Origin of the sequence: Photorhabdus viridis (assembly GCF_040256935.1) — a bacterium.
GTDB lineage: Bacteria > Pseudomonadota > Gammaproteobacteria > Enterobacterales > Enterobacteriaceae > Photorhabdus > Photorhabdus viridis.
In genome coordinates this window covers 1-21,114 of sequence record NZ_JBEJZY010000056.1, presented here as the reverse complement: position 1 = coordinate 21,114, position 21,114 = coordinate 1, and the positions used below count along the sequence as shown (strand labels likewise).

Below are 21,114 nucleotides of genomic sequence, written 5' to 3'. Positions count from 1 at the left end.
TTTTCAACTTGTTAGGAGTTACAGCTCAACTTTCTGATTTTACTTTAAATTCTCGGATAGGTGATATGTCCTACGATCGCACAAATCAGCCTGTAATCGGCTACGTAGAAGACCTCATGGTCCTCGGTACTTTGCTCACCGATGAAGAAAATCTGAGCCCTGTCTTTTAACTTTTTCTTCCCCGCATCCTTCGCTTCTTCCTGGGCGGCCTCCAGCTCATTTCGAAGTGCTGTGCGTTTAGCTTGGGACCAGCTGCTCCATTCCACATGGAGTTTGTAACTTCGAGAAGGCTTGAGCCTTCCGGATTCATCTTTAACCCATTCTCCCGAAAGCGGAATGACAATCCGATTCTCATCTTGCTCAAATTTCTGCCACAACAGCTGTGAGTAGAAAATCCGTTGCTCCGGATAGGACTGAATAGGATCTTTAAGTTTTTTAAAGACGGACATGTAAGTATCGGCATCAATATCCGGTATATGTAGTGACATACCTCGATCATACGGGAAGTGAATAAACGCTCTACAAATCTGACGAATAGCATTAACCGGACGACGCGATTGCCGTGTTGGGGCATTGCCACTACTGGATGTTGATGATGCAGAACGTGTTGTGCTCGAACTGTTTTCACCACCTGTTGCGTCAGGATCAACAACTGGACGTTTTTCAATCAACTTTAACCCTACTGGTATCAAACCCGGTGCACTGTCCAAGAGATGGCGGACGCTTTTCTTCTGGCCCTGCTTAACAACAGTGCTCTCGGCATCAGCATCGCAGTTAATGTGTTCTTTTCCTGGCATTTTACTAAACGACGGTCTTTTCTTACTGCCTATTTTCCAGGCGGAAGGATACATCTCGATTCCGCATCCCCAGCAGACATAACCGCTGGTATCAACAATATCCAACAACCAGAGTTCTTCAGCATCGACTTTTTCTCCGGTGCGTTTATCACGAGCAGATTCCATCCTTTCCTCCTAAAATAAACAGCCCTCGAGTTTTCTCAGGTTGAGAGCCCAACAGCTCTGCTTTATCACCGGGCACGCACTATTAGATTACCTGGTTATCCGCATCTCAGATGCCGTCACCCCTTCAGGTGTTGGAACGAGAGACCACAAGCGTGCATCAATACCATCATTTTGCAGTTTGCGCATGAAATAACGGGCTTGAAGGGCATCATGTGTTGCAATTACAACCTGGAAGCCATGATCAACTATGTAATCACGCAGTAAATCGAATACGGATGCTGCGTGGACCAGGTCATGATGTTGTGTTGGGTCATCCAGAAGCAGGCAGCGCCATGAGGACCACTGGTGTTCCAATGCCATGGAGAGCAAGAAGGTAAGCTGTAGATCAGTAAGCTGAGCTTCGCTCGCTATCGCCGGAACTGGTACTGACTCCCCATGTAACGGAACAGATACTTCAGCATGTTCCTTTCTGTAGATACTGCGAAAACCCAAACTGGTGTCAGTAAAGCGCTGTTCTCTGACTACGCGTTTGAGCAAAGCCTGCCACCTTGGAACGACAGAGAGCACATGTTTTTGTACATTCGAGATCTCAGTAGATAGGCAACGATTGAGCGTCTCCATCGCTTCAGATAATTGCAGCAACTGCGTCTGATTTGTTCTCTCGTTATCAATTCGCTGGCTAAAGCTCGTAGCGAATTCCTGCTCCGATGATGTTCCTCGGCGACGATCTATAAGCCCTTGTGCCAAACGAGTCTCTTCCAGCTTACTCCAAGTACCAATCTCAATTTTGAGTGTTTGTAACTGTTCTGAATGTCGGGACAGGTCAGCAACGGATGACTGCAGTTGAATCTCTTTACTGCTCGCCACTTCGAGAGCGGGATCGCCGGTAAAGGACAGTTGTCTCCATGAATACCGGATTGAGGCTAGCTGAGCCTGAGCGTTAGTAATCTGCTTTTCGAGGCCATTTATCTTATTATTAGCTTCAGTTAAAGGGATATTCTGTCTATCCAATGCAGATTGCTCAGCCTCAATTTTCGATTTTAATTCAGAGAGTTGAATCGTATTTTTGTTTTGTTCAATTGATAAATCAGTCAGCGTTTTTGAAGGGGGTGCACCTGCTGTTATTGCAACTAGTGCAGCAGTTGTTTGTTCAAGACTAGCCAAGGCTCCGGCCCGATTCTGCCGCGCAGTATCCAGTTCACGAGTCGATGTTTGGTACACGTTTTTAGACGCTTCCAATATTTCAGGTGTTGGTAAGGGTGCAAGGTTAAGCTGTTTTTCGTCAAGCTGCTGTTTCGCTGAAGCATTTGATTCTTCGCGACGTTGAATAGATGCTCTCGCTAGTTGTACCGTATCTCCGTCAAGAAGGATGTTTGTTTTGAGTTGATTGATCTCCGCTTCTGAGCGAACGATATCGCCTCGCAGCTCAACAATTTTACTCTGGCACGTTTTCAATTCTGTCTCGGCATGCGTCACTGTTTCTGTGCATTTACGCAAGTGATCGGATGCTGCTTTAACGCGCTGTTCTGCTTCGATAACTTTGGGGTCTAGAGCCTCTAATGATCTGGTAATGCGTTCATGAAGAACGACAGCGCCATGTTCCACTCCACATAAAGGGCAGTCCCCGCGATCCTCTGGTAAATATGCGGCAATTGTTGCTACGGATTGCCTTATAGAGTCAGCAGTAGACGTGAGCATCTCATGGAACTGCTTCACTGAAAGCTCATCTGTTTCAGCTGATGCCTTTAACGTGTTCGCGGTATGAAGACGCTCCTGAAGTACACGTTCCTGAATTTCCTCATTGCTAACCAAGTCGGTAATGGTCGCAATATGTTGAAGAATGTCTTCCCAGCGCTTGATAAGTTGATGAGCAGTAAGTACTTCACTATCTACAAGCTGCAGAGACTTACGCTGTTTATTTATAAGTTCATGTTCAATACGGAGCTGTTCGTTCCCCTCATGTGCGTGCCTCAAGGCTGATGCCCGAGACTGGGCGTCGACCAACGCTTTGTCAGCTGACGCCAAATCAAGCTTACGTTGTTCGAAGGCCTCTTTGGTTCGCGCCTCACTATTGAGCCGGTTAAGCTGCTGTATAATTACATCACGTTCTGCTTCAGCTGTGACGAGTTCCTTCTGGAGTTTATCTTTTTTATCAACTAGCTGAGATCGTTCCTGTTGTTTTTGTGTCAGCTCCTCTTTAGCAGTTATAAGCGCATTGCCAAGCTGCTCAGAACGCGCTTGCTCAGAAACGAACCTGCCAATTAGTCCATCCACTTCCATAAGCGCTGAAATCTGTTCGCGAAGTCGGCTCAGCTTTGCTTGTACTGTTTGCTCTAATGCATCGTGCATAGTTTCCAGATTGCTGATACCCACTGGCGGAACTAATAAACCTACTGGCAATTGTTCTGCACTCTGAATATTGCGAGCGATGTCTGAGATTGATTCTGCGATGTTTTCTTTACTGCGCAGGGCCCCCTGAGATTGAGATGCGGCCTGGTCCCGATCAAGAATCAGACTTTGCCATTCCGCAAACTCAGCTTCCAGCGCCTCAAGGGTTCCCTTTGCATGCTTCAGCTTCTCAGTGAGAACGCGGCGAATGCCGCCAAGAGCATTGCTAACTAGGGTTCCATCTTTACCGAGTGGCAAACGAGCCAGTTGAGCGCCCGCAACTTTTGCATCCGCTTTGACCAGCCATTGTCCCTCGCGCTGATCCAGTAAGTGGGTAAGTCTTAATAAAAAGGGGATGTCCTCCGACTTCGTATCCGGAAAAAGAGAGCTTAAATCACCAGTCCTTTCGACGTCACCTCCGTTGCTCACCTGCGCAGAGGCTTGTACATCCCCAAAATCCAAGACCACCTTAGCGACTGTCTGGCTGTCCCTGATAATGGGTGAAAGATTCTCGCCTAGACGAGAAATATTACCCGTGAGACTAAATTCGATCGCTTCGAAGAAGGCCGTTTTCCCCGTACCGTTAGGGGCCAGTAAAATGGTTGCACCGCCACTGAGCTCAATTTTGGTGTCGGTACCGTATCGGCGGACATTTGAGAGCGTGATAGATTTAAGTTGTTTCATTGAAAGTCCTTCTCTCCAAACATCATATCCCTCAGCGCATTAACAATTTCATCGCCAGATTTCTCAGAGAGCAACAATTCACGCCATGTTTCGAGGTGAGGTTCTATCCAAGAGTGTGCTTGACCCATCGAGTTCAGAGACGCTAGCAGAGGATCGCTGATATCATTCCCACCTCTCGCAGGTGTTAAAGACGCCAGAAAACTACGATCAAGGAAGGAGTCAATATCTTCCTGCTGTCTGAGTACCACCTTCCTGCAAAATCGATCGTCCGTTTCAAAACGGGCAGCATCTTCTGACTCAACTCCATCGATGAGCATAAACATGTAAAGGTCTGCTGTCTGCGGCTCTGCAAGTATGTCCCGGATATCAGCGGCCCATCGGAAAGCACTCTGGATATTATCCACGTTACTAGGAAATGCTGTGATCAGCACTGTTCGCCATCCAGCATTTTCCCGATTAATGCGTCTGAGTTGTATTGCAGTCATGCCGATATCAATTGAGGGTGAAACCATTTCGTCCACATCGGGAAAATGAACTTCATAGCGGCCCTTAGCACGCTTGGTTATAGCAGTAACGAGTTCTTGGATTGTCGGCATTTCAGGATCCCTTCACATTCTTCTCAATGGCCGATTCACGAGCGAGCTTTCGATCTTGCCACTGCTTAGTGAAATGTTGGCGTACGGAGTCAAGTGTTCCGTTATGTAAATGACGAAACATACCAGACCGCGTGACGAGCAGGTGAGGTTGACGCTCCGCGGCCATACTGGTCGCGGTCTCTGCGTCGTCAGCCATTCCTATATTCAATAATTCTGATGGGGATGTACTCACACCCGATAAGATAACGATGGGATCTGGATTAGGGCCAATAACGTCTATTAACGGATCGTCAGAAAGCTTACGTACTCCCGAAAAACCACCCGCAGGACCAGACCAGTACTTAAGAGCAATGCTCAATACTGGGCCACCTTCCTGAAAAGATTCCCAGTTATTACTGCCCTCAGGCAAACCCACTGCAACCAGTAATAAGGTTTCAACAGCGGTAACAAGAAGATTTAAAGTACGAAGGCCCAGGCGAAGAGCATGCTTTTCATTTTTTCTCTCAGTTTTCGGATAGAGAAGCTGATCCATGAATTTTCGGCGGTTTTCAGGTGCAGCGGCGAACCCGCCCAGCCATGACTGCCAAACCGTCTCCATCGCATCTGCTAGCGCCGAATCTGAGATTGAGCCAAGCTTTTCTGAAACCCCTTGAAGAAGGTGTTGCCACAGCACGTCGTCCATGGCTTTAGCAAGCGCTTCAGCTTCTCCTCGAGCAGCATTTAATGTCTTAAATTCATAATCCTGTGCACACGATAGGCGTTCGGCATTTTCAAGCCAAGGTAGGTCGCTGAAGTCATGTTCTGCACAGCCAAGTGTGTGTCCAATTTCATAACCAACGCTACTGCGCCACGCTGGTTCACCTAACATCAGCCCCTGACTGCCTTGGGGTAAATGCAAAGCCATACGCACAATGGCAGAAAGAAGAGTCAGATTATCGCCTGCTGGGGGGGCGTAATTGGCATACACTCTGAGCTTGCGGTTGCCGGGCTCACGACTCCACATGTGCTCAACGACCCCTTTTGCGGACCTTTCTGTTGAACCGGCAAGATCAAGCGTTCCGGCTAATGACCAAGCTTTACTAGCCATAGTAGAACCGGCGCTTAACTGATACTGCACCCAGGTTTCAACATCAGGGCGCAGTTCACTTCGCAGTTCCTGGACGACGTCATGGCATCCCAAGGCTGCTACGTCAGATGTTTCTGCCGCGATATAGGTAATTAAACGGTCCAGTGTACGATTCGGATCGCTGAAGTAACGACCAAGCGAGTGAATTGTCCGATCTTTTAATGTCGCATCGTTACCGATACAATTGATTTTAACCAGGCGAAGCACATTTCGTATCTGACTCCAGTCTTCGAATCCACACCAAGTTGTTAGCCATAAATAAGCCCTCGTGGTTGGACCATCCTGACGCTTAGCTAATTCCTCTATACTGAGTCCTTTTTGACGACAAAGATCACAGACTTCTTCTAAATGATTGACTGAAAAATTATCTTTTATCTGCAGATGCAGACCCACGAGGGTGAGTCTGAACTCACGGTTGGGAGATTCATCAAGTTTTCCCGCTTTCGCGATTCTGGCAAGACTGGAAAACGCCGAGTCTAAAACGGAATTGGTCGGGGAGATGGGCGAGGAACCCTTTCTGGGTTTTTTAGCGAGTTGTACAGCTTTATCAGGATCTTTGGTACAAAAGTCAGTCGACTGGCGCTTAATCTGTAAATGCTCATAGTGGTCTGTGGTGTGCATGATGACCACATCGTCCCACTCCTCAATGCCACCTTGTTCAGCACCAATCGACAGAGGGGCCAGCCTTCCACTTAAGAATTTCTCAAGCATGTCCGCCAGACGCTGAGCAATCACCAGCTTTTCATAGTCAGACTTCCGCTCTAACCGGAACCTTCTGAGCATTCAGATTTTCCTTATTGCATTTTTTGCCCCGAAGAAATGAAGGATATGCTAACTGAATGGGCAAAGATTTTATAGTGAGTTTGACATTCATGTGTAGCCGCTCGATCTTTGGAAGCTCATCACAAATCACACCCTTCGGCAGCTTCATGTCTTGTTTGCTGGTATGTTTGCATTGAACGGTAAAACTACCGTTCATGATCTCGCCGGAACTAGTCTCCGACCAAGAGCCATAGAAAGCGCCATCACGACCGCCATCAACACCGTCAGAAAATACCTGGAACGTCTGCCCAAGAGTTTCTTTCAGGATGCACGAAATGAGATCTTCGAAAGCCTTCCACCCAAGTTTGTAGAGATCGAACTGGATTGATTGCATAAAGTTACGTCAGAGCTAATGGATATGAGTATTGTTACCCTTTCCAGGGAACGCGCCAGGTGTTGCCATCAGCACCTTTGGCTCCCTTGCCACTGCGTTCATCTGTGCGGAAACATTTTTCTTTACCACACATTCCCCAGTGCAATGGAACGCCATCAAGTTGCTCATTTAAATCGGCCATTTGCGCCCGGCGTTGCTGTATTTCATCTAGAGAAGGCACCAAAAACATAATGGATGCGATAAAAACCAACACCAGTACAATCTGAGTACCCAAGATATAGAACCAGTTTCTAAAGTTGAGGTTTTTTGCCGCTTCCTGGTACTGCTCTGTTGCTCTCTGGGCCGCCTCATTCGCCTGTCGAAATTGGACACTCAACAGCTCAGCCGCACGATTGGCAGTCATTTCCGCTGAGCCATTTATTTTGTGAGAGACATCGTTTTCCAGCCTTTTGAGACGAGCATCTAACCGGTTGATGAAAGAAGCCAATTCTGCCGTTGCCTTCCTGGCCTTCTCACCATCGCACTCTGCGGCTTCCCGCAGTGTTTCTGCCGCATCAAAGAACAATTGGACATCATGATCTGTCAAACGTTTTTCCACGTTATCGCCCATATTCCCACCCTCGCTCCATCTTCAGTTCTTTTTGCTTAAGCTCCATTTCCAACGCCCTCTCCAGCCGTAACTCCATTTCTTGTCTGTATGTCACCCATTTTCCATAAGACATGTTCAACGCCATCAAATCTTCCAGCGCGACAAACTCCATACCGCCGCCAGCACCCACAATGACAATCAACGCTCCAGCGCCTGTCTCGCCCACGCCCTGGCACCAGCGTACAAGTTTCAGATACTCCTTCTCCTGCACATCTCGTTCATCATTCCTCGACGTAACCACATCATCAGCCACGGATTCAATGTATTTTTCCAGTGCGAAGAGTTGCTTCGCTGGTTTCCCTGTGTCGAAGGCATCAAGATAAGGAGAAAAAAAAGCTTCAACTCCTTTCAGAGGGGACGGTGCTGTTTCCATGTACCAGTGGACTCGGCGGGAAATACTCAGCATTTCCTGCTCTCTACAAGAAATATCCCGAAATTTCTGTTTGTCATTTAGGATCGTCGATAATTTATTGTGACGGCGACGTTCCTTTGTTGAACGATTCCCCTGTGCCTTGAATTCGATAAGACGCAGTGTACCGGGAAATTCGAGCAGGACATCCCCCAACGCCTTGTCCTCGGGAGTCTGCTGCAACAAACTGACAGCCCCCGGAAGGTATCCGGATTTAAGCCGATTTCCTATGGAAACGCCCAATCCATAGAGAAAATTACCAATCACCACGTTTTCGTACAGTTTCACTGTTCTCCTTTCGCTTCACAGTTACCACGTAAACCTATTCACTTATCCACCGTTACGGAGAATGACTTCTACAATGAAGTATTCCGCCAGAGGACACCACACATTCTTAATTTTAATCAAATCGCTATCCGGCGACTAAGGATCCTCGGCCTCGGCCATTTCACGGGTGCGCTTATCATCAGTAAATTCAATTACTTTCTCTTTCTGTAGAATACAAAATTCAATTTTTTTATTCTGTGATCTGACCAGCCCAGCTTGTGGAAAACGCACACCCTAGTAATATGCGAGCATGGCGCGACGATGCCGATCGCGGTTTCGCTGACAGAGTACGCAGATAATTGATATTCATTTCCATGTTTATACTGTCAGGATCATCTGAGTACCAGATTTTCTGGTTGTAGTCTGTTCGCTTCAAACAGGGACTACTACACGTTTTGCATTACTCCGCCCGCCCTGAATATAGTCTAACCTTCCAGCCCCTCTGATACTGTTTAACGAGCAATGAAACTACTAACTTTTTTGGATCTTAACACCTTATTGATTACATCTTTAAGCTCCCCCCTTGACCATATGTCGAGTTTGGTACGGATAGATTCTTCCCTGCTCCCCGTATCACCACATCTGTCAGAATTTATTTTTTTATCATATTCACAGAGAACGGGGATTATGTATTCAAAAAATTCTTTCTTCGTTTTCCATCCGCCAACAGGAACATCATTTAAATCAGAAAGATTCTCAACACAAATAACAACACAAGGCTTCAGGTGCTCAAGATCTTGCAGTTTATTCTTCCCTCCCATGCTTGAATTAATTTTCCTGCATACCTTATCGAAATCACGCCTGAATCTATGATACTCCTGTGACTCTGTACTATCATCACGTGAAATGCAGCTATTAATATAAGAAAATGCATCGAGCAGGAATTCACAGCCCTCCTTTTCATTACCTGATTCATATTGAAAATGTGCCCAGTAAAAATCTTCGACAGCCATAGAGATATATAAAGATTCATAATGCGTATCAAATAGTCTCGCAAGCCCTGTCAGTTTATGACCAACCATGTTGCTACGATTCTCACCCCGAACTTCTTCATACTTTTTTTTATAAATAGAAGGCTTCTCAACCATTACCCCATGAATATCTACAAACTCTTTTGAGTAGCGAATATTATCATCACAAGCCATATCCAAATCAGGTTGACCCTGTTTTTTAGCCAATTCAATAATTTTAAATTCTTCAATTTTATCGTGAGCGCTTTGCCTGAACGTACGCAGAATGTCCTGGCATTCCCCTTTCTTCTCAGCTTCAAGTTTCCTTCCCAGCTCAAGAAACTTGCTTTCAAAAGCGGCACAAAGCTGTAGATAAAAATCATCAAAAAAACTCATCTTCACATTTTTCATAAAAAGTAAACCCCTCGAGTAAATTCATTCTCCTTTTACTTCGAGTGTATGCCGAATTTGGCTATGTCGGCAACATGAGCCTACCTGAACAAACGCATACGAAGGAAGCCTATATGTTACAAAACCACCCATCCTCACATAAAGCCGGTCACGGAAACATTCCTGATTCACTGAGGATCTTGAGGCTAAAAGATGTCATAAAAAAAATGGGAATCTCACGCTCAACCATATACGACTGGCTTAACCCAAAATCACCACGCTACGACGAAACGTTCCCAAAACAAAAACGCCTGGGAAGGCAATCCGTTGGCTGGCTGGAGTCAGACCTGGACGAATGGTTAACGCAACGTTAGATTTGACCTATCTGCATCACATCAGCGAACCGGAGGCATCGCCCCCCGGCTCGCGCCACAAAACCACATTCCTCCCCGTAATTCGAATGCAAAAAAAAACAGACCTGTATTACCGCAGTGAATACCAGACAGCGATGTTGCTGTATCGATTTTATTTCATTCCGGAGGCTACGTGTCTGATTCCATTGAACGGGGCATTAATGTACTGAAGCAACATTTATCCATTCTTCCTGGGCATATATCCAGTGTGGTGCTGGAGCATATACGCCAGAGCATTCATTACGAACCAGTGATTGGCATCATGGGCAAAACAGAGAGCGGAAAATCCTCGCTTTGCAATGCCCTTTTTGAACATCCTCTCAGCCCGGTCAGTCATGCAGAAGGCTGTACACGTAGACCTTTGCACTTTACCCTGAACGCGGGAGGACGCAGCCTGACGCTGGTCGATCTGCCTGGTGCGGGTGAATCGCTGAAGCATGATGAGATATACCGCCAGATGTACCATGAACAGTTGCCGAAGCTGGATCTCATCCTCTGGGTGATGAAAGCCGATGACCGGGCCTGTGCCACAGACGAAGAGTTCCATCGTTTTCTACTGGATTGTGGCGTATCGACAGACAGCATTGTTTTTGTTATCAACCAGGCTGACAAAGCCGAGCCATCACTGGAATGGGATCGTGAAAAAGGATCTCCTTCAGTGGAGCAACTCATGACGCTCACAGCCAGAAGTGCTGCCGTTTCCCGCCAGTTCTTTACCCCTTACCCGGTGCATGCTGTTTCAGCAAAAACCGGTTACAACATGTCTCGCATGGTAGAAACAATGATTTTTGCCCTGCCACCAGAGGCTACCAGTGGCGTCTTTCGACAGATCAGGAAAGAACATCGCACCAAAGAATCAGAGACGAAGGCCCGAAAGGATTTTGCGAATTTGCTGGGAGAATTATTGAGCAGGATTCTAGAGGCCATTCCTCTCCCCAACGTGATACGCAACGGGCTGGGAGTGCTCAGAGAAGGGCTGGAGAATGCAGCTACCGCAATGTGGTACTGGTTTTTCTGATACACCTGTCCACTGGCCGCCTGAGAATTATGAATTTTGGCGACAGGATATGTCGCGACCTGCTTCAGTTCTGTCTCTGAAAAAAATAGTTATTGTTAATCAGGATATTACTTAATTATTTGTCTGGACGTTTTTTCTCTATTCCTTCCGTTACTGCGACATATCCTGTCGTGCTCATGATTCATAATAACATCATGAAAAACAGTAAGTTATCCATGGATATTTTTCTGATGAACAATACATCGACTCGTTATGACCGGTTTGCCATCAGGCTGACACAGATTATCAGCCGATTACTGTCAGGAGAGTCTCTTGACCTTAAAACCCTGGCAGAAGAGTTTGGAGTATCTGAACGAACGCTGCAGCGAGATTTCCACCAGCGACTACTCCACCTTAATATCGTCAGTGAGAATGGACGCTGGCGGCTTGTCGGGAAACGCTTTACAGACAGTTCGTTAGATGTTCTGGCATTTATGCGCAACACCGGTATCACTCAATTATTTCCGTCGCCTGACCGCAGGTTGATGCATTACCTCACTGGTGAAACGTCATATTCTCCCTGCCTTATCTGGCCTTCATCGCATTCTGACTCGGTTGTGTCATCAGAATGCTTTCAGCGGCTGATACAGGCGATCTGTCAGCAAAACTGTATTCATTTGCTGACTGGCGGGGATTCTCACGCGGTCTTTGAACCTTATCGTCTTATTCACACGGAAGGCAATTGGTATTTAGTTGCCTGTCAGGCCGAAATAATCAGGGTTATTCCAGTGGCCAGCATCAACCAAGTGAAGTTAACTACAGAAAGTTTTGTGCGCAGAGATGACATCTGCCATCTCACTGCGGGTGAGCGGTTCATCGCATCCTTACCTCATTTTCCTTATATCCATGATGTAATGAACTCGGCTAATCATCGTTCATATAAAAAATATTATTCATCAGATAAATAGTATTAAATGAGGAGCAGCCTCATCAATTAACAATAATCCCCCACTTAATCAGCAGGTTATATGAATATTGTAAAAATGAAAGCATCTTTATATCTGCTCATGTTGTTGAACTGTTCTTCGCAGGCTAGTCAGGAAAACTGGGATCTAAAATGCACACTTGATACGGGTGAGGTTATGACACTGAGTCATAAAAAAGACACCGTATATATTACCTTTAAATCACAGGATAAAAGTTCTGATAAAGGTAGCGCAGTCATCAAACTGGATACAAATTCAGGTGAAGCGCAGCAGTCCATCACAGTAAATGATGTTACTGACAATAGAGTCTTTGTGTTGCGAGGAACTGGAGAGGATATAGAAGGCGCTATTGCGATCGCATATGAACAATACAGAGGTCAACCTGAGGCTTATATCAGTATCATGAACCCTATGGGTAAAGAAATTGAAAGTCACGCCTGTCTGACCGATACGATCAATGCCAGGAGCAATTTACTTTATAAAGGCATCGAACATGTGCCCTTCATTCATTAAAACCAGATTAAATCGCCTTATCAGGCCTAATTTAGTCAAGCCCGAATAATTTAACAAAACTTCAAAAGGAATCACTCATGTTTAAACGAAAAGTACTTACTGGATTATTTATCGGCTGCTCAATATTTATTCTTGCTGGCTGTGATGACGTATCTGCTTCAGACAATCAGAAAATTATAAAATCACAGGTATTATCAAATATCGATTCAACCAGAACCCTGGGGACCGCATTAGAGCATCGCCAGCGATGTGAATCCTTTCAATGGGAAGATGGAGCCGATGAGCAAGGACGCCTAACCGTAACTTATACGTGTGATATGTCAGCATCTGCAACTAATGATATTTGGAAAAGAGAAATGACTCGATTTGCTAATGGTTACGCCAGTTTGATAGAAAGCGCAAAGCGCTCTATAGACCAATATAATGAGGCCTGTGTCACCAATGGAAGTGATCCTTATTGCTTTAAGAAAGAACCAGACAATTCAAAATTGAAAGAAGGTTTAAGTGCTGCTAAAAAACTGGCTGGAAATAAAATCATCAAAGTTAAGCAAATTATTATCTGGAGCGTTTTGCCTGGTACAGAACAATCCGTCCAACTGCTCTCAGCAAAATATTATTTTGATTTTAATAATGAGTCTCAGCGCTGGGCCAGCCAACAAGGAGATAACCTTTTAAAAGATATTTACAATAACAATGAGAACAATAACCCCATTATAGGTTTAATCGGCTACGAAGCAGCTAAAATGAACTGTTCATATAGAGCAGACACTGCCGCCTGTAATTATTTAAAATGGTAGTCATGAATAAACAAAATTTTGGTAAAAAGCAACATACCTAAAAATAACAATGACAAAATCATTAACACAAAAAATCCAGACCATTAATGATTTTGTCTTATTTACGCATAAACCAGACACGAGGTAAAACATTATTTGAATTATTTCCTAGACGAGATAATTCAACGTGATTTTCATCCGAACTAAACTCCAGTAACTCACTTACAGCACAATTAAAATAACGATAGAGAATGCTTAGCACTGGCAACTCAATCCGGGTAGCATTATCTTTCCAGAGCGCTGTAATAGTACTACGGGGAAGGCCGGTATCACGTACCACATCAGCAACCTTTAATCTGCGTTCACCCATCAGTCTGTTCAGGTAGCACCTAATCATCAATCACTCCTACCATACAGAAAATCAAAATGTCATCCAGCAAAGCATTTTGCTTCACAGATAATAAAAAACTCAGCATGTATCTGTCAGTCATATGGCTTGAGTTAAATATTAACCGTAAGATTTACACCGCTCCGTCTATTTTTTTCAAATACGGATACAGAGTGTGCTTTTCATTAAGAATAATTTTTCTGGCAATACCCCCCTGCGATTTCTGCTCTTCGGAGCAGGAAAAGCAGAGAGAAAGTTGCGCATATCATACATTAACGATTGATATGCACCATTTGACTGACAGTACCGTTGCCGTTTTTGAACTTTGTTATATATACCCTACCAGTCTCCTCAAGATATATTAATGCTTTGTTATAGCGGACTACATCACGTAGCTGGTAGGGCGCATGACGTCTTATCTCTGATTTCACGACAGATGAAGAAGTCGAGAAAGGGCCTGTCATCAACCACTCCCAGAGCCTTTTGGCATCCTCCTCATCGGAACTCAGGCTGGTAGTCAATATATTCACTGCTTGTTGATAATAATATTCCATAATCATAAAAATATGGGTTAGTGTTCCTACATTAATCTCATCACCCTCAAACTCATAAAAAAAATGCATCAATGCTGCCAGCCTTACCGCATTCTCAGGAAGCTTTGATAAAATTCCCGGTAGTGCATCATGCCTTCCTTTCTCTGTTAATATCCTTTGCTCAATTTCATTTTGATACTGTGCAAAGCGACTCTGCGCGTCAGCAGAAAAATGCAGAACATAAGGAGTGGTTCCGGCAAGCGTTTGTTCAAGTAATTCCTCAACACGTTTGTTAAATTTATCCAGAACGCTGGTATTTACCTGAACATCAGGTTGATGAGTTCTTATACCCTGCGTTGATGTAGTTACAGACCACAGACAACGGGCAAAAAAACCATTCCCCTGAACACGAGCTCCATGCTTTTTCCTGAATAAAATCAACTCATTTTTCTGCGTGACAATAAGCGTCATTAGCCGTGCATCATCAATGTTCAGTCGATGCCCTTTACGCTCCACATCAACCCCCCCACCATCCCAGAGTTGATTAAAAAGAGGCGTATTACCCATCGCTCGCCCATTAAGAATCACACCGTCTTCATCGGAGCTTAGACCAGATGTGCCTATGCTTTCAACCAGTCCCTGGATAATAGCCTCAGGTGTCGCATCCCTGTATAAAAGCTTTGGTCGCTTTGGGGGGGTTGGTTTATTAATGTAATGCTTTCTCAATTTCTCCTGCTCAGAAACACTATCATCTCCTTTCTCGAGATTTTTCCTAATCTGGCGGGTAATAGTTTTGTTAATGACAGTCCATGACTGCAAATCAGCTTCATAGACATTTATTTTCTCCTCATAATTCTTCAGTTGTTTTTTCTGAAAGTCTTCTATCGGTTTTTGTAGTAGATTTAACACTGCTGTTTTTCTTTCTCCTGATTCAGCCAGAACAATGCTGTAAAGAGACACAGGGCTTCTTCTTCCATCACTATGTTCAAACACAACCACAGCCTGAGCGGCGAGCGACATTACCGACAACTGTACTCCTGCGATCAACTCTGCCGGTGCATGCGTTATGGCTTGTGTGGCCTGTGCTACCTCCTCGAAAAGTGGTGGGAAATTAAGTTTCGAGAAATCCGTATTACTCTGGTTCGTGTTCATTTTTATCTCCTGTGAATCCTTTGGATGAAGAGCAGGAGAGCAACTTAAACATTAAAATTTATGTTGTGAAGCCACCTCAGAGTAATTAGATTGTATCGGACTGAATTAGTTTAAAACATCAATCCGCAAGCATCATAGAAATTGCAAACAATTAAACCTCGCGACTCTCAATAATTATTTAACAATGTTTTATGTTTATAACCGAGAGGCCCTTACAGAATAACACCTGATATTCACCAGACAAACCCTGGCAACATAATTGATTTTCTAGATTAATTAAAAAAACTACTAGCTAACCTGCCTTATAATTCACCGTGTTTTTTCACTTAATACTGCAACCAAAGTTTCGTTCTCCATCTGTAAAACATTTACTTTTCTCTTTAGCAAGATAACTTGAGCGAAATATTAGTTTTCTGTAAGCCTCACTTAGTTTGCCGTCTTTTATATTTACGTAATAGCATGGATTTTCAGGTATCTTTACCAACTCTTTATTCTTTGGATAAATTAAACCAATTGCACTCATCCATGCTGCACGAATAAGACGAAGTAATATTCCGTTATTACCCTCAAACGAACCAAGACTATTAAAAGCATCCCGGTTAAGTAGAAGCAAAACGTGATAGTGTTTTTTATTATTCGTAGGACAGAACTCCCTCGCCCACACAATACGAGATGAAGTTTCACGTACCCGCTTACCTGCGTTTTTCTGTTTAAGCTCATAGTGCTTTATCTTCGCATTAAGTGAAGCATTGAACCGTGAGATTGCAGCGGCATCTGTTCTGGCATAATCATCTGCAAGGAGCATATCGCAGAGCGGCCTGCATACAGGCATATGAAGCTCCACTCTTATCGCCAGCACCCTAGGGTATTCATCCAGTGCTTTATCAATTGTCTGCTCTATCCGCTTTAGCTGATATTTATTTAGGGGGCCATGGGATTTGATATATTTATACTGAATAGTTTTCGGAACCAAGTCTGTTATATTACAATACATAATCTACTCTCACCACTGATTGCATCATTTAAATCTTCAATTTACATTACTAACATAAAGTAACTACGTCATGACATTTACTTAGTATGAGTCCTGTTATAACTAATCTATTATCACTTAACAATAACCCATCCATGATCCCTACATAGACAAACGCCATTAACTATCCACAAATCGTAAAAATGACAATAAAAGAAGAAAGCTATTATTTCTGACTAATTTAAACTTCAATATATTAAATTTTGGTCTGGAGTTATCACATATAATGGATAATAAAAAAATCCGATAGGATTTAAATCACATCTATATTACCCAACCGAATACAACGTTATTTTATCATCAAAAACATACAACTCTTGCTCCATCATGAACAAGGGATTTATTTATATTTATTAATAAGGAGTTATTCCATGCGATTAGCAAGCCGCTTTGGTGCAGTCAATCTCGTTCGCCGTGATCGTCCATTAACCCGCGATGAACTAGCGCACTATGTACCCAGCGTTTTCAGCGAAGAGAAACATGAGTCCCGTAGCGACCGGTACACGTACATCCCGACCATCACCCTGCTCGATAACCTGCAGCGGGAAGGCTTTCAGCCGTTCTTTGCCTGTCAGACTCGCGTACGTAATCCCGATAAACGTGAACATACGAAGCACATGCTGCGTCTGCGCCGGGAGGGGCAAATTACCGGTCAGCAGGTACCGGAAATTATTTTGCTTAACTCACACGATGGCTCATCCAGTTATCAGATGCTACCTGGGCTATTCAGGTCAGTGTGCCAGAACGGGCTGATTTGCGGTGAGACTTTTGGCGAGGTACGCGTGCCACACAAGGGCAACGTAGTGGAGAAAGTCATTGAAGGGGCTTACGAAGTGCTGGGGATATTTGACCGGGTGGAAGAGAAACGCGATGCCATGCAGTCGCTTTTGTTACCACCACCAGCACAACAGGCGATGGCGAAAGCGGCATTAACCTATCGCTTTGGTGAAGAGCATCAGCCGGTGACGGAGTCGCAGATCCTTTCCCCGCGCCGCTGGCAGGATGAGAGCAATGACCTGTGGACCACTTACCAACGCATTCAGGAAAACTTGATAAAAGGCGGGCTGTCGGGACGAACGACGAAAGGTAAACGTGCTCAAACTCGCGCCGTCAAAGGTATCGATGGAGATGTAAAGCTCAATCGCGCTCTGTGGGTGATGGCTGAAAATATGCTTCAACTCGCTTCATAAACGATTTTTACTATTACCTACAAGGCCCTGTCATGTCAGAGATAAATCTACCTCCTGATCTTCCGGTAACGGAAGCACGGACCATTCGTCGCGCACTCCAATTACTGGAAAAATATCAGCGCACGCCTGGTGAAAAATTTAATTCCACTGCCTTCACCAAAACCTGGCTACAACTGCGTCTTGCCCTGCAGGAGCGCGAAGTTTTTCTTGTTTTATATCTCGATAATCAGAACCGTCTTCTGGTATGCGAGACGCTCTTTACGGGCACGATTAACCATACTGAAGTCCATCCACGCGAAGTTGTGAAACTGGCACTACGCCATAACGCTGCCGCTGTGATTCTGGCCCATAACCATCCATCCGGAGAAACAGAGCCTAGTAAACAGGATCGAAACATCACTCAACACCTGGTGAAAGCGCTAGCAATAGTAGAGGTGCGGGTGCTGGACCATCTTATTGTTGGTAAGGGTGATGTGCTTTCTTTTGCTGAACGTGGCTGGCTATGAGGCTAACCATGAAAATCATTGATAAAAAGGCCGCGATGGCAATTCAGCGACAGCATCCGGATTCCCGGATCTTTCACTACTGCACGGGCAAATACCAGTCATTACACCGGTCAGGATGTCGCGGAGATTTCCGGCGTGCTTGCGGTTTACGCAGAGCGTCGTCGAGACAACCACGGTCCTTATACACGCCTGATGTGCATCATCACCAATTGACACTAAATAAGGAGTCGAAAATGCAAAATTCATGGGGACTGAAGCGCGACATCTCGCCGTGCTTCGGTGCAAGGCTTGTGCAGGAAGGCTGTCGCCTGCATTTTCTGGCGGACCGTGCAGATATTAGCGGTGCGTTTAACGAGGAGGAGGCGCTACGTCTGGATCAGGCGTTTCCGCTAGTGATGAAACAGCTTGAATTGATGCTGACAACCGGTGAACTGAACCCGCGCCATCAGCATTGCGTCACGTTGCATCATAACGGACTCACCTGTGAAGCTGACACTCTCGGCTCTCATGGCTATGTTTACATCGTTATTTATCCTCAGGCATCTGCAACCAGGTAACACCTTCTCTTCTTTTATCAGGACCGAACTCATGCACATTTCATCTCTACCGGTCACGGTGCCGGTTTCGTCACGCCTGTCGCCCGTACAGGTCTGGCAGCAACTGTTAACGTATCTGCTGGAGCACCATTACGGCCTCAAACTCAACGACACGCCATTCCACGACGACGTAGCTATCGAAGAACATATCGAGGCGGGAATAACACTTGCTGATGCGGTGAATCTTCTGGTAGAACGCTATGAGCTGGTTCGCACTGACCGCAAAGGGTTTACTTGGCAGGGACAGACATCATTTCTGACCGCGACCGATATTCTCAGAGCCAGACGAGCTACCGGGCTGATGAGCACTTAAATCATGTTAGTCCTCTTCCCTACCTCTCTTCTATTTCCCTTCAAAAAGGGGTGAAAAAACTTTTAGGCACCTAAATAGGCACCAGCGAAAAGTTGAACTAGTAGTTACCAAAGTAAATTCAATGAATTACACAACCAATTCAGACTCCGCCAGCCAATTTAGTAGGGACGGTGATAGGACAACAGCTTTAAAAACAGTGAGTTAGCAAAGTTGATTGGACACTGACCGGACAATGAAGGGACACAAAAGGATACGCAAAGGAGCCGCGGAGCTTTTGGAAAAACCAACCATAATTAGGTTGGTTTTTTTATGTCTGTAGCAGCAACTACCTCTATTTTATAATTCATAGTACAAAATAAAATGCCTCACCAGATCTCTGCCTCATAGGGCATTATTCATAAATCCAGCACTTGATACCGTCAGTTTTTGACGCATGCATGTAACCCAACTTCATATAACAATCACCTTAGTGATAGGTATTTCTGGTGTGGCATATCCTATGCTCATGAAGTTCGGCTTGTGCCACTTAAGCGGTCATTTTATTTACCAATGTCACCCTATCGGCGAAATGGCTATACTATGATGTGTCGATAAACAGTTTATATTTGTGGAGTAATTTTGAAACGTATACCGCCAGAATTGTTTAAGTCTGAAATGAAACGAAAAGGCTGGACGCGCCGCGAACTGGCTATACGGTGGGGCAAATCAGAAACATGGATCAGCAAAATAGTGAATAATATAGAACGGGATCAACACTGGAATGACGCCCTCAATGGACTGCCTGAAAACAAAAAGCCCAGGTAAACTATAGGTCACATTTTTATTGCAGAAAGGTGACCTATAGTTCATAATTCAACATTGAGAAACTATTTTCACTGACGCAGAGCTACCGGGCGGGCACCCGATAACCCTGCTTACCACAACTAACTATATAAGGTAGTTAATTATGGCTAAACGCGATAATAAAACAATTCACCGAATTTCCCAAGCTGAACGTTTTGGCAAGGTAGCTAAAAACGGTATTTCTTTAAAAGGAAAATGGTTACAGGAGGCGGGATTTACCTTCGGAATGCCACTAAAAATCCGGGTGATGCCGGACTGTATTGTTATTACAGCCCAGAACACCCAGGAACTCTGGCAATGCCTGGAAGGACTGAGTATTGAGCCATTTAACCCCAATGCTGCTATTGACTGGATTAAGTATTATCCTGGTGGGTTGATGATTACCTAATAGACTAAAGCATAAATGGACTATATCCAACATTTTGAGGACGATTCAGTCAGAGTAGTGCAAAAAAGCCATATTTGATTAGACTTATCTAACTATTGGAGGTCGGTTCAATTGGCCCTGATTCCATTATTCTAAGGATTTTTCGGGCCAGTTAATATCTGACGCTGAATTAACATCAACGCGGTTCAATAATACTCTATATTTTTTTAACTCTGCTAACAGCGATTTTTCCTCATCACTCGACATCCCCAAATCTACAGCATCTTGTAACGGAGCGATCTGCTTACTTACAGTGAGCATAAGTTGCTGTTTCTTATGTTCTGCTTGTTGTTGCTGTTCCCGTCTGAGCTTTATTTTATCACTCTCTAATATTATCCACTTTTCACTATCCCATTTGTGATAAACAGACGGTGCTTGTTTTGTAAGAATGGGATAACCCTCTTTATCACTGACGATAGCAAACCCGCGTGATTGACCGTCAAGTAATTCATTGTGTTTTTCTGCTGTTATTTCAACACACTCTTCATGAGCTTCATTATAAAAAGCACATTCTTTTCTGGAAAAATAGACCATTTATACCCCCCCAAATAATATATGTACAACTTTGCCTGGATTCTCATCATTGTTGGGAGTACCTGCTTGATATTCAAATGTCGATAGTGTTGCATTACGTACTAATGTGTGGCCAGTTGATGTATTGATACTCGACATACTTGCAATATAGCCAAAAAGCTTATTGTTAAAAGAAATTGGATAATTTACCTTTATCCATGATTGTTGAGCTGATGGAACTTTAACCCATTGAATAATTACCCCCGTATCTCCACATTGCCACCAACCATTTTCGGAT

24 protein-coding genes and 1 pseudogene are annotated in these 21,114 nt (G+C 44.5%); 12 read left to right on the top strand and 13 right to left on the bottom strand.

The features are described 5' to 3' along the window. Positions 1-44: 44 nt before the first annotated feature. From ABR397_RS19570 to ABR397_RS19535, 8 genes are all read right to left on the bottom strand, one after another. Positions 45-962 (bottom strand): hypothetical protein, encoded by a 918-nt coding sequence (locus ABR397_RS19570; protein ID WP_350307200.1) that lies wholly within the window; start codon positions 960-962, stop codon positions 45-47. 87 nt (positions 963-1,049) lie between these two features. Then, entirely contained in the window at positions 1,050-4,034 is a 2,985-nt protein-coding gene (locus ABR397_RS19565) for an AAA family ATPase (RefSeq protein WP_350307199.1), read from the bottom strand. Continuing rightward, positions 4,031-4,546 (bottom strand): ABC-three component system middle component 1, encoded by a 516-nt coding sequence (locus ABR397_RS19560; RefSeq protein ID WP_350307198.1) that lies wholly within the window; start codon positions 4,544-4,546, stop codon positions 4,031-4,033. Before ABR397_RS19560 ends, ABR397_RS19565 begins: the two co-directional genes overlap by 4 nt. A gap of 85 nt (positions 4,547-4,631) precedes the next feature. Beyond that, positions 4,632-6,149, bottom strand: coding sequence for an ABC-three component system protein (locus tag ABR397_RS19555; RefSeq protein WP_350307197.1), 1,518 nt, complete (start codon positions 6,147-6,149; stop codon positions 4,632-4,634). Positions 6,150-6,504: 355 nt separating this feature from the next. Then, positions 6,505-6,912: a hypothetical protein gene (locus ABR397_RS19550; RefSeq protein ID WP_350307196.1), complete on the bottom strand. Its 408-nt coding sequence runs from the start codon at positions 6,910-6,912 to the stop codon at positions 6,505-6,507. 34 nt (positions 6,913-6,946) lie between these two features. Next, complete coding sequence (locus ABR397_RS19545) at positions 6,947-7,522, bottom strand: hypothetical protein (protein WP_350307195.1); 576 nt, start codon at positions 7,520-7,522, stop codon at positions 6,947-6,949. Beyond that, positions 7,512-8,258: a hypothetical protein gene (locus ABR397_RS19540; protein ID WP_350307194.1), complete on the bottom strand. Its 747-nt coding sequence runs from the start codon at positions 8,256-8,258 to the stop codon at positions 7,512-7,514. The genes ABR397_RS19545 and ABR397_RS19540 overlap by 11 nt, the downstream gene beginning before the upstream one ends. A 491-nt stretch (positions 8,259-8,749) precedes the next feature. Next, positions 8,750-9,658, bottom strand: a complete 909-nt coding sequence (locus ABR397_RS19535; RefSeq protein WP_350307193.1) for a hypothetical protein — start codon at positions 9,656-9,658, stop codon at positions 8,750-8,752. 113 nt (positions 9,659-9,771) lie between these two features. Here ABR397_RS19535 and ABR397_RS19530 point away from each other — a divergent pair, with 113 nt between their 5' ends. The 5 genes from ABR397_RS19530 (at position 9,772) to ABR397_RS19510 (ending at position 13,343) form a co-directional block, all read left to right on the top strand. Then, on the top strand, positions 9,772-10,011 hold the full coding sequence (locus ABR397_RS19530; RefSeq protein WP_350307192.1) for a helix-turn-helix transcriptional regulator: 240 nt from the start codon (positions 9,772-9,774) through the stop codon (positions 10,009-10,011). 172 nt (positions 10,012-10,183) lie between these two features. Continuing rightward, positions 10,184-11,068 carry a GTPase family protein gene (locus ABR397_RS19525; protein WP_350307191.1) on the top strand — a complete coding sequence of 295 codons (885 nt, stop codon included), beginning with the start codon at positions 10,184-10,186 and terminating at the stop codon, positions 11,066-11,068. Positions 11,069-11,298: 230 nt separating this feature from the next. Then, positions 11,299-12,015, top strand: a complete 717-nt coding sequence (locus ABR397_RS19520) for a helix-turn-helix transcriptional regulator (protein WP_350307190.1) — start codon at positions 11,299-11,301, stop codon at positions 12,013-12,015. A 60-nt stretch (positions 12,016-12,075) separates the two neighbouring features. Then, positions 12,076-12,546, top strand: a complete 471-nt coding sequence (locus ABR397_RS19515; protein WP_350307189.1) for a hypothetical protein — start codon at positions 12,076-12,078, stop codon at positions 12,544-12,546. A 77-nt stretch (positions 12,547-12,623) separates the two neighbouring features. After that, positions 12,624-13,343 (top strand): hypothetical protein, encoded by a 720-nt coding sequence (locus ABR397_RS19510; RefSeq protein WP_350307188.1) that lies wholly within the window; start codon positions 12,624-12,626, stop codon positions 13,341-13,343. 97 nt (positions 13,344-13,440) lie between these two features. Here ABR397_RS19510 and ABR397_RS19505 read toward each other — a convergent pair whose 3' ends face one another. From ABR397_RS19505 to ABR397_RS19495, 3 genes are all read right to left on the bottom strand, one after another. Beyond that, positions 13,441-13,719: a helix-turn-helix domain-containing protein gene (locus ABR397_RS19505; protein WP_350307187.1), complete on the bottom strand. Its 279-nt coding sequence runs from the start codon at positions 13,717-13,719 to the stop codon at positions 13,441-13,443. Between the two features lie 263 nt (positions 13,720-13,982). Next, positions 13,983-15,395 (bottom strand): YfjI family protein, encoded by a 1,413-nt coding sequence (locus ABR397_RS19500; protein WP_350307186.1) that lies wholly within the window; start codon positions 15,393-15,395, stop codon positions 13,983-13,985. A gap of 322 nt (positions 15,396-15,717) precedes the next feature. Next, positions 15,718-16,389, bottom strand: coding sequence for an inovirus Gp2 family protein (locus tag ABR397_RS19495; protein ID WP_350307185.1), 672 nt, complete (start codon positions 16,387-16,389; stop codon positions 15,718-15,720). Between the two features lie 410 nt (positions 16,390-16,799). On the opposite strand from ABR397_RS19495, the gene ABR397_RS19490 reads away from it, so the two are divergent. The 7 genes and pseudogenes from ABR397_RS19490 (at position 16,800) to ABR397_RS19460 (ending at position 20,264) form a co-directional block, all read left to right on the top strand. Beyond that, on the top strand, positions 16,800-17,618 hold the full coding sequence (locus ABR397_RS19490; RefSeq protein ID WP_350307184.1) for a DUF932 domain-containing protein: 819 nt from the start codon (positions 16,800-16,802) through the stop codon (positions 17,616-17,618). Between the two features lie 32 nt (positions 17,619-17,650). Beyond that, positions 17,651-18,124, top strand: a complete 474-nt coding sequence (gene radC / locus ABR397_RS19485) for a RadC family protein (RefSeq protein WP_350307183.1) — start codon at positions 17,651-17,653, stop codon at positions 18,122-18,124. 8 nt (positions 18,125-18,132) lie between these two features. After that, positions 18,133-18,337 (top strand): annotated as a pseudogene (locus tag ABR397_RS19480) (DUF987 family protein). A gap of 20 nt (positions 18,338-18,357) precedes the next feature. Then, positions 18,358-18,681 carry a type IV toxin-antitoxin system YeeU family antitoxin gene (locus ABR397_RS19475; protein ID WP_350307182.1) on the top strand — a complete coding sequence of 108 codons (324 nt, stop codon included), beginning with the start codon at positions 18,358-18,360 and terminating at the stop codon, positions 18,679-18,681. A 31-nt stretch (positions 18,682-18,712) separates the two neighbouring features. Continuing rightward, entirely contained in the window at positions 18,713-19,033 is a 321-nt protein-coding gene (locus ABR397_RS19470; protein ID WP_350307181.1) for a TA system toxin CbtA family protein, read from the top strand. 618 nt (positions 19,034-19,651) lie between these two features. After that, entirely contained in the window at positions 19,652-19,837 is a 186-nt protein-coding gene (locus ABR397_RS19465; RefSeq protein ID WP_021324738.1) for a helix-turn-helix domain-containing protein, read from the top strand. Positions 19,838-19,979: 142 nt separating this feature from the next. Then, positions 19,980-20,264 carry a SymE family type I addiction module toxin gene (locus ABR397_RS19460; protein WP_350307180.1) on the top strand — a complete coding sequence of 95 codons (285 nt, stop codon included), beginning with the start codon at positions 19,980-19,982 and terminating at the stop codon, positions 20,262-20,264. A gap of 126 nt (positions 20,265-20,390) precedes the next feature. Here ABR397_RS19460 and ABR397_RS19455 read toward each other — a convergent pair whose 3' ends face one another. Together ABR397_RS19455 and ABR397_RS19450 are read right to left on the bottom strand one after the other, a co-directional pair. Next, positions 20,391-20,837, bottom strand: coding sequence for a tail fiber assembly protein (locus ABR397_RS19455; protein WP_350307179.1), 447 nt, complete (start codon positions 20,835-20,837; stop codon positions 20,391-20,393). Continuing rightward, the coding region (locus ABR397_RS19450) for a gp53-like domain-containing protein (RefSeq protein WP_455430662.1) at positions 20,838-21,114 on the bottom strand (277 nt) is incomplete at its 5' end.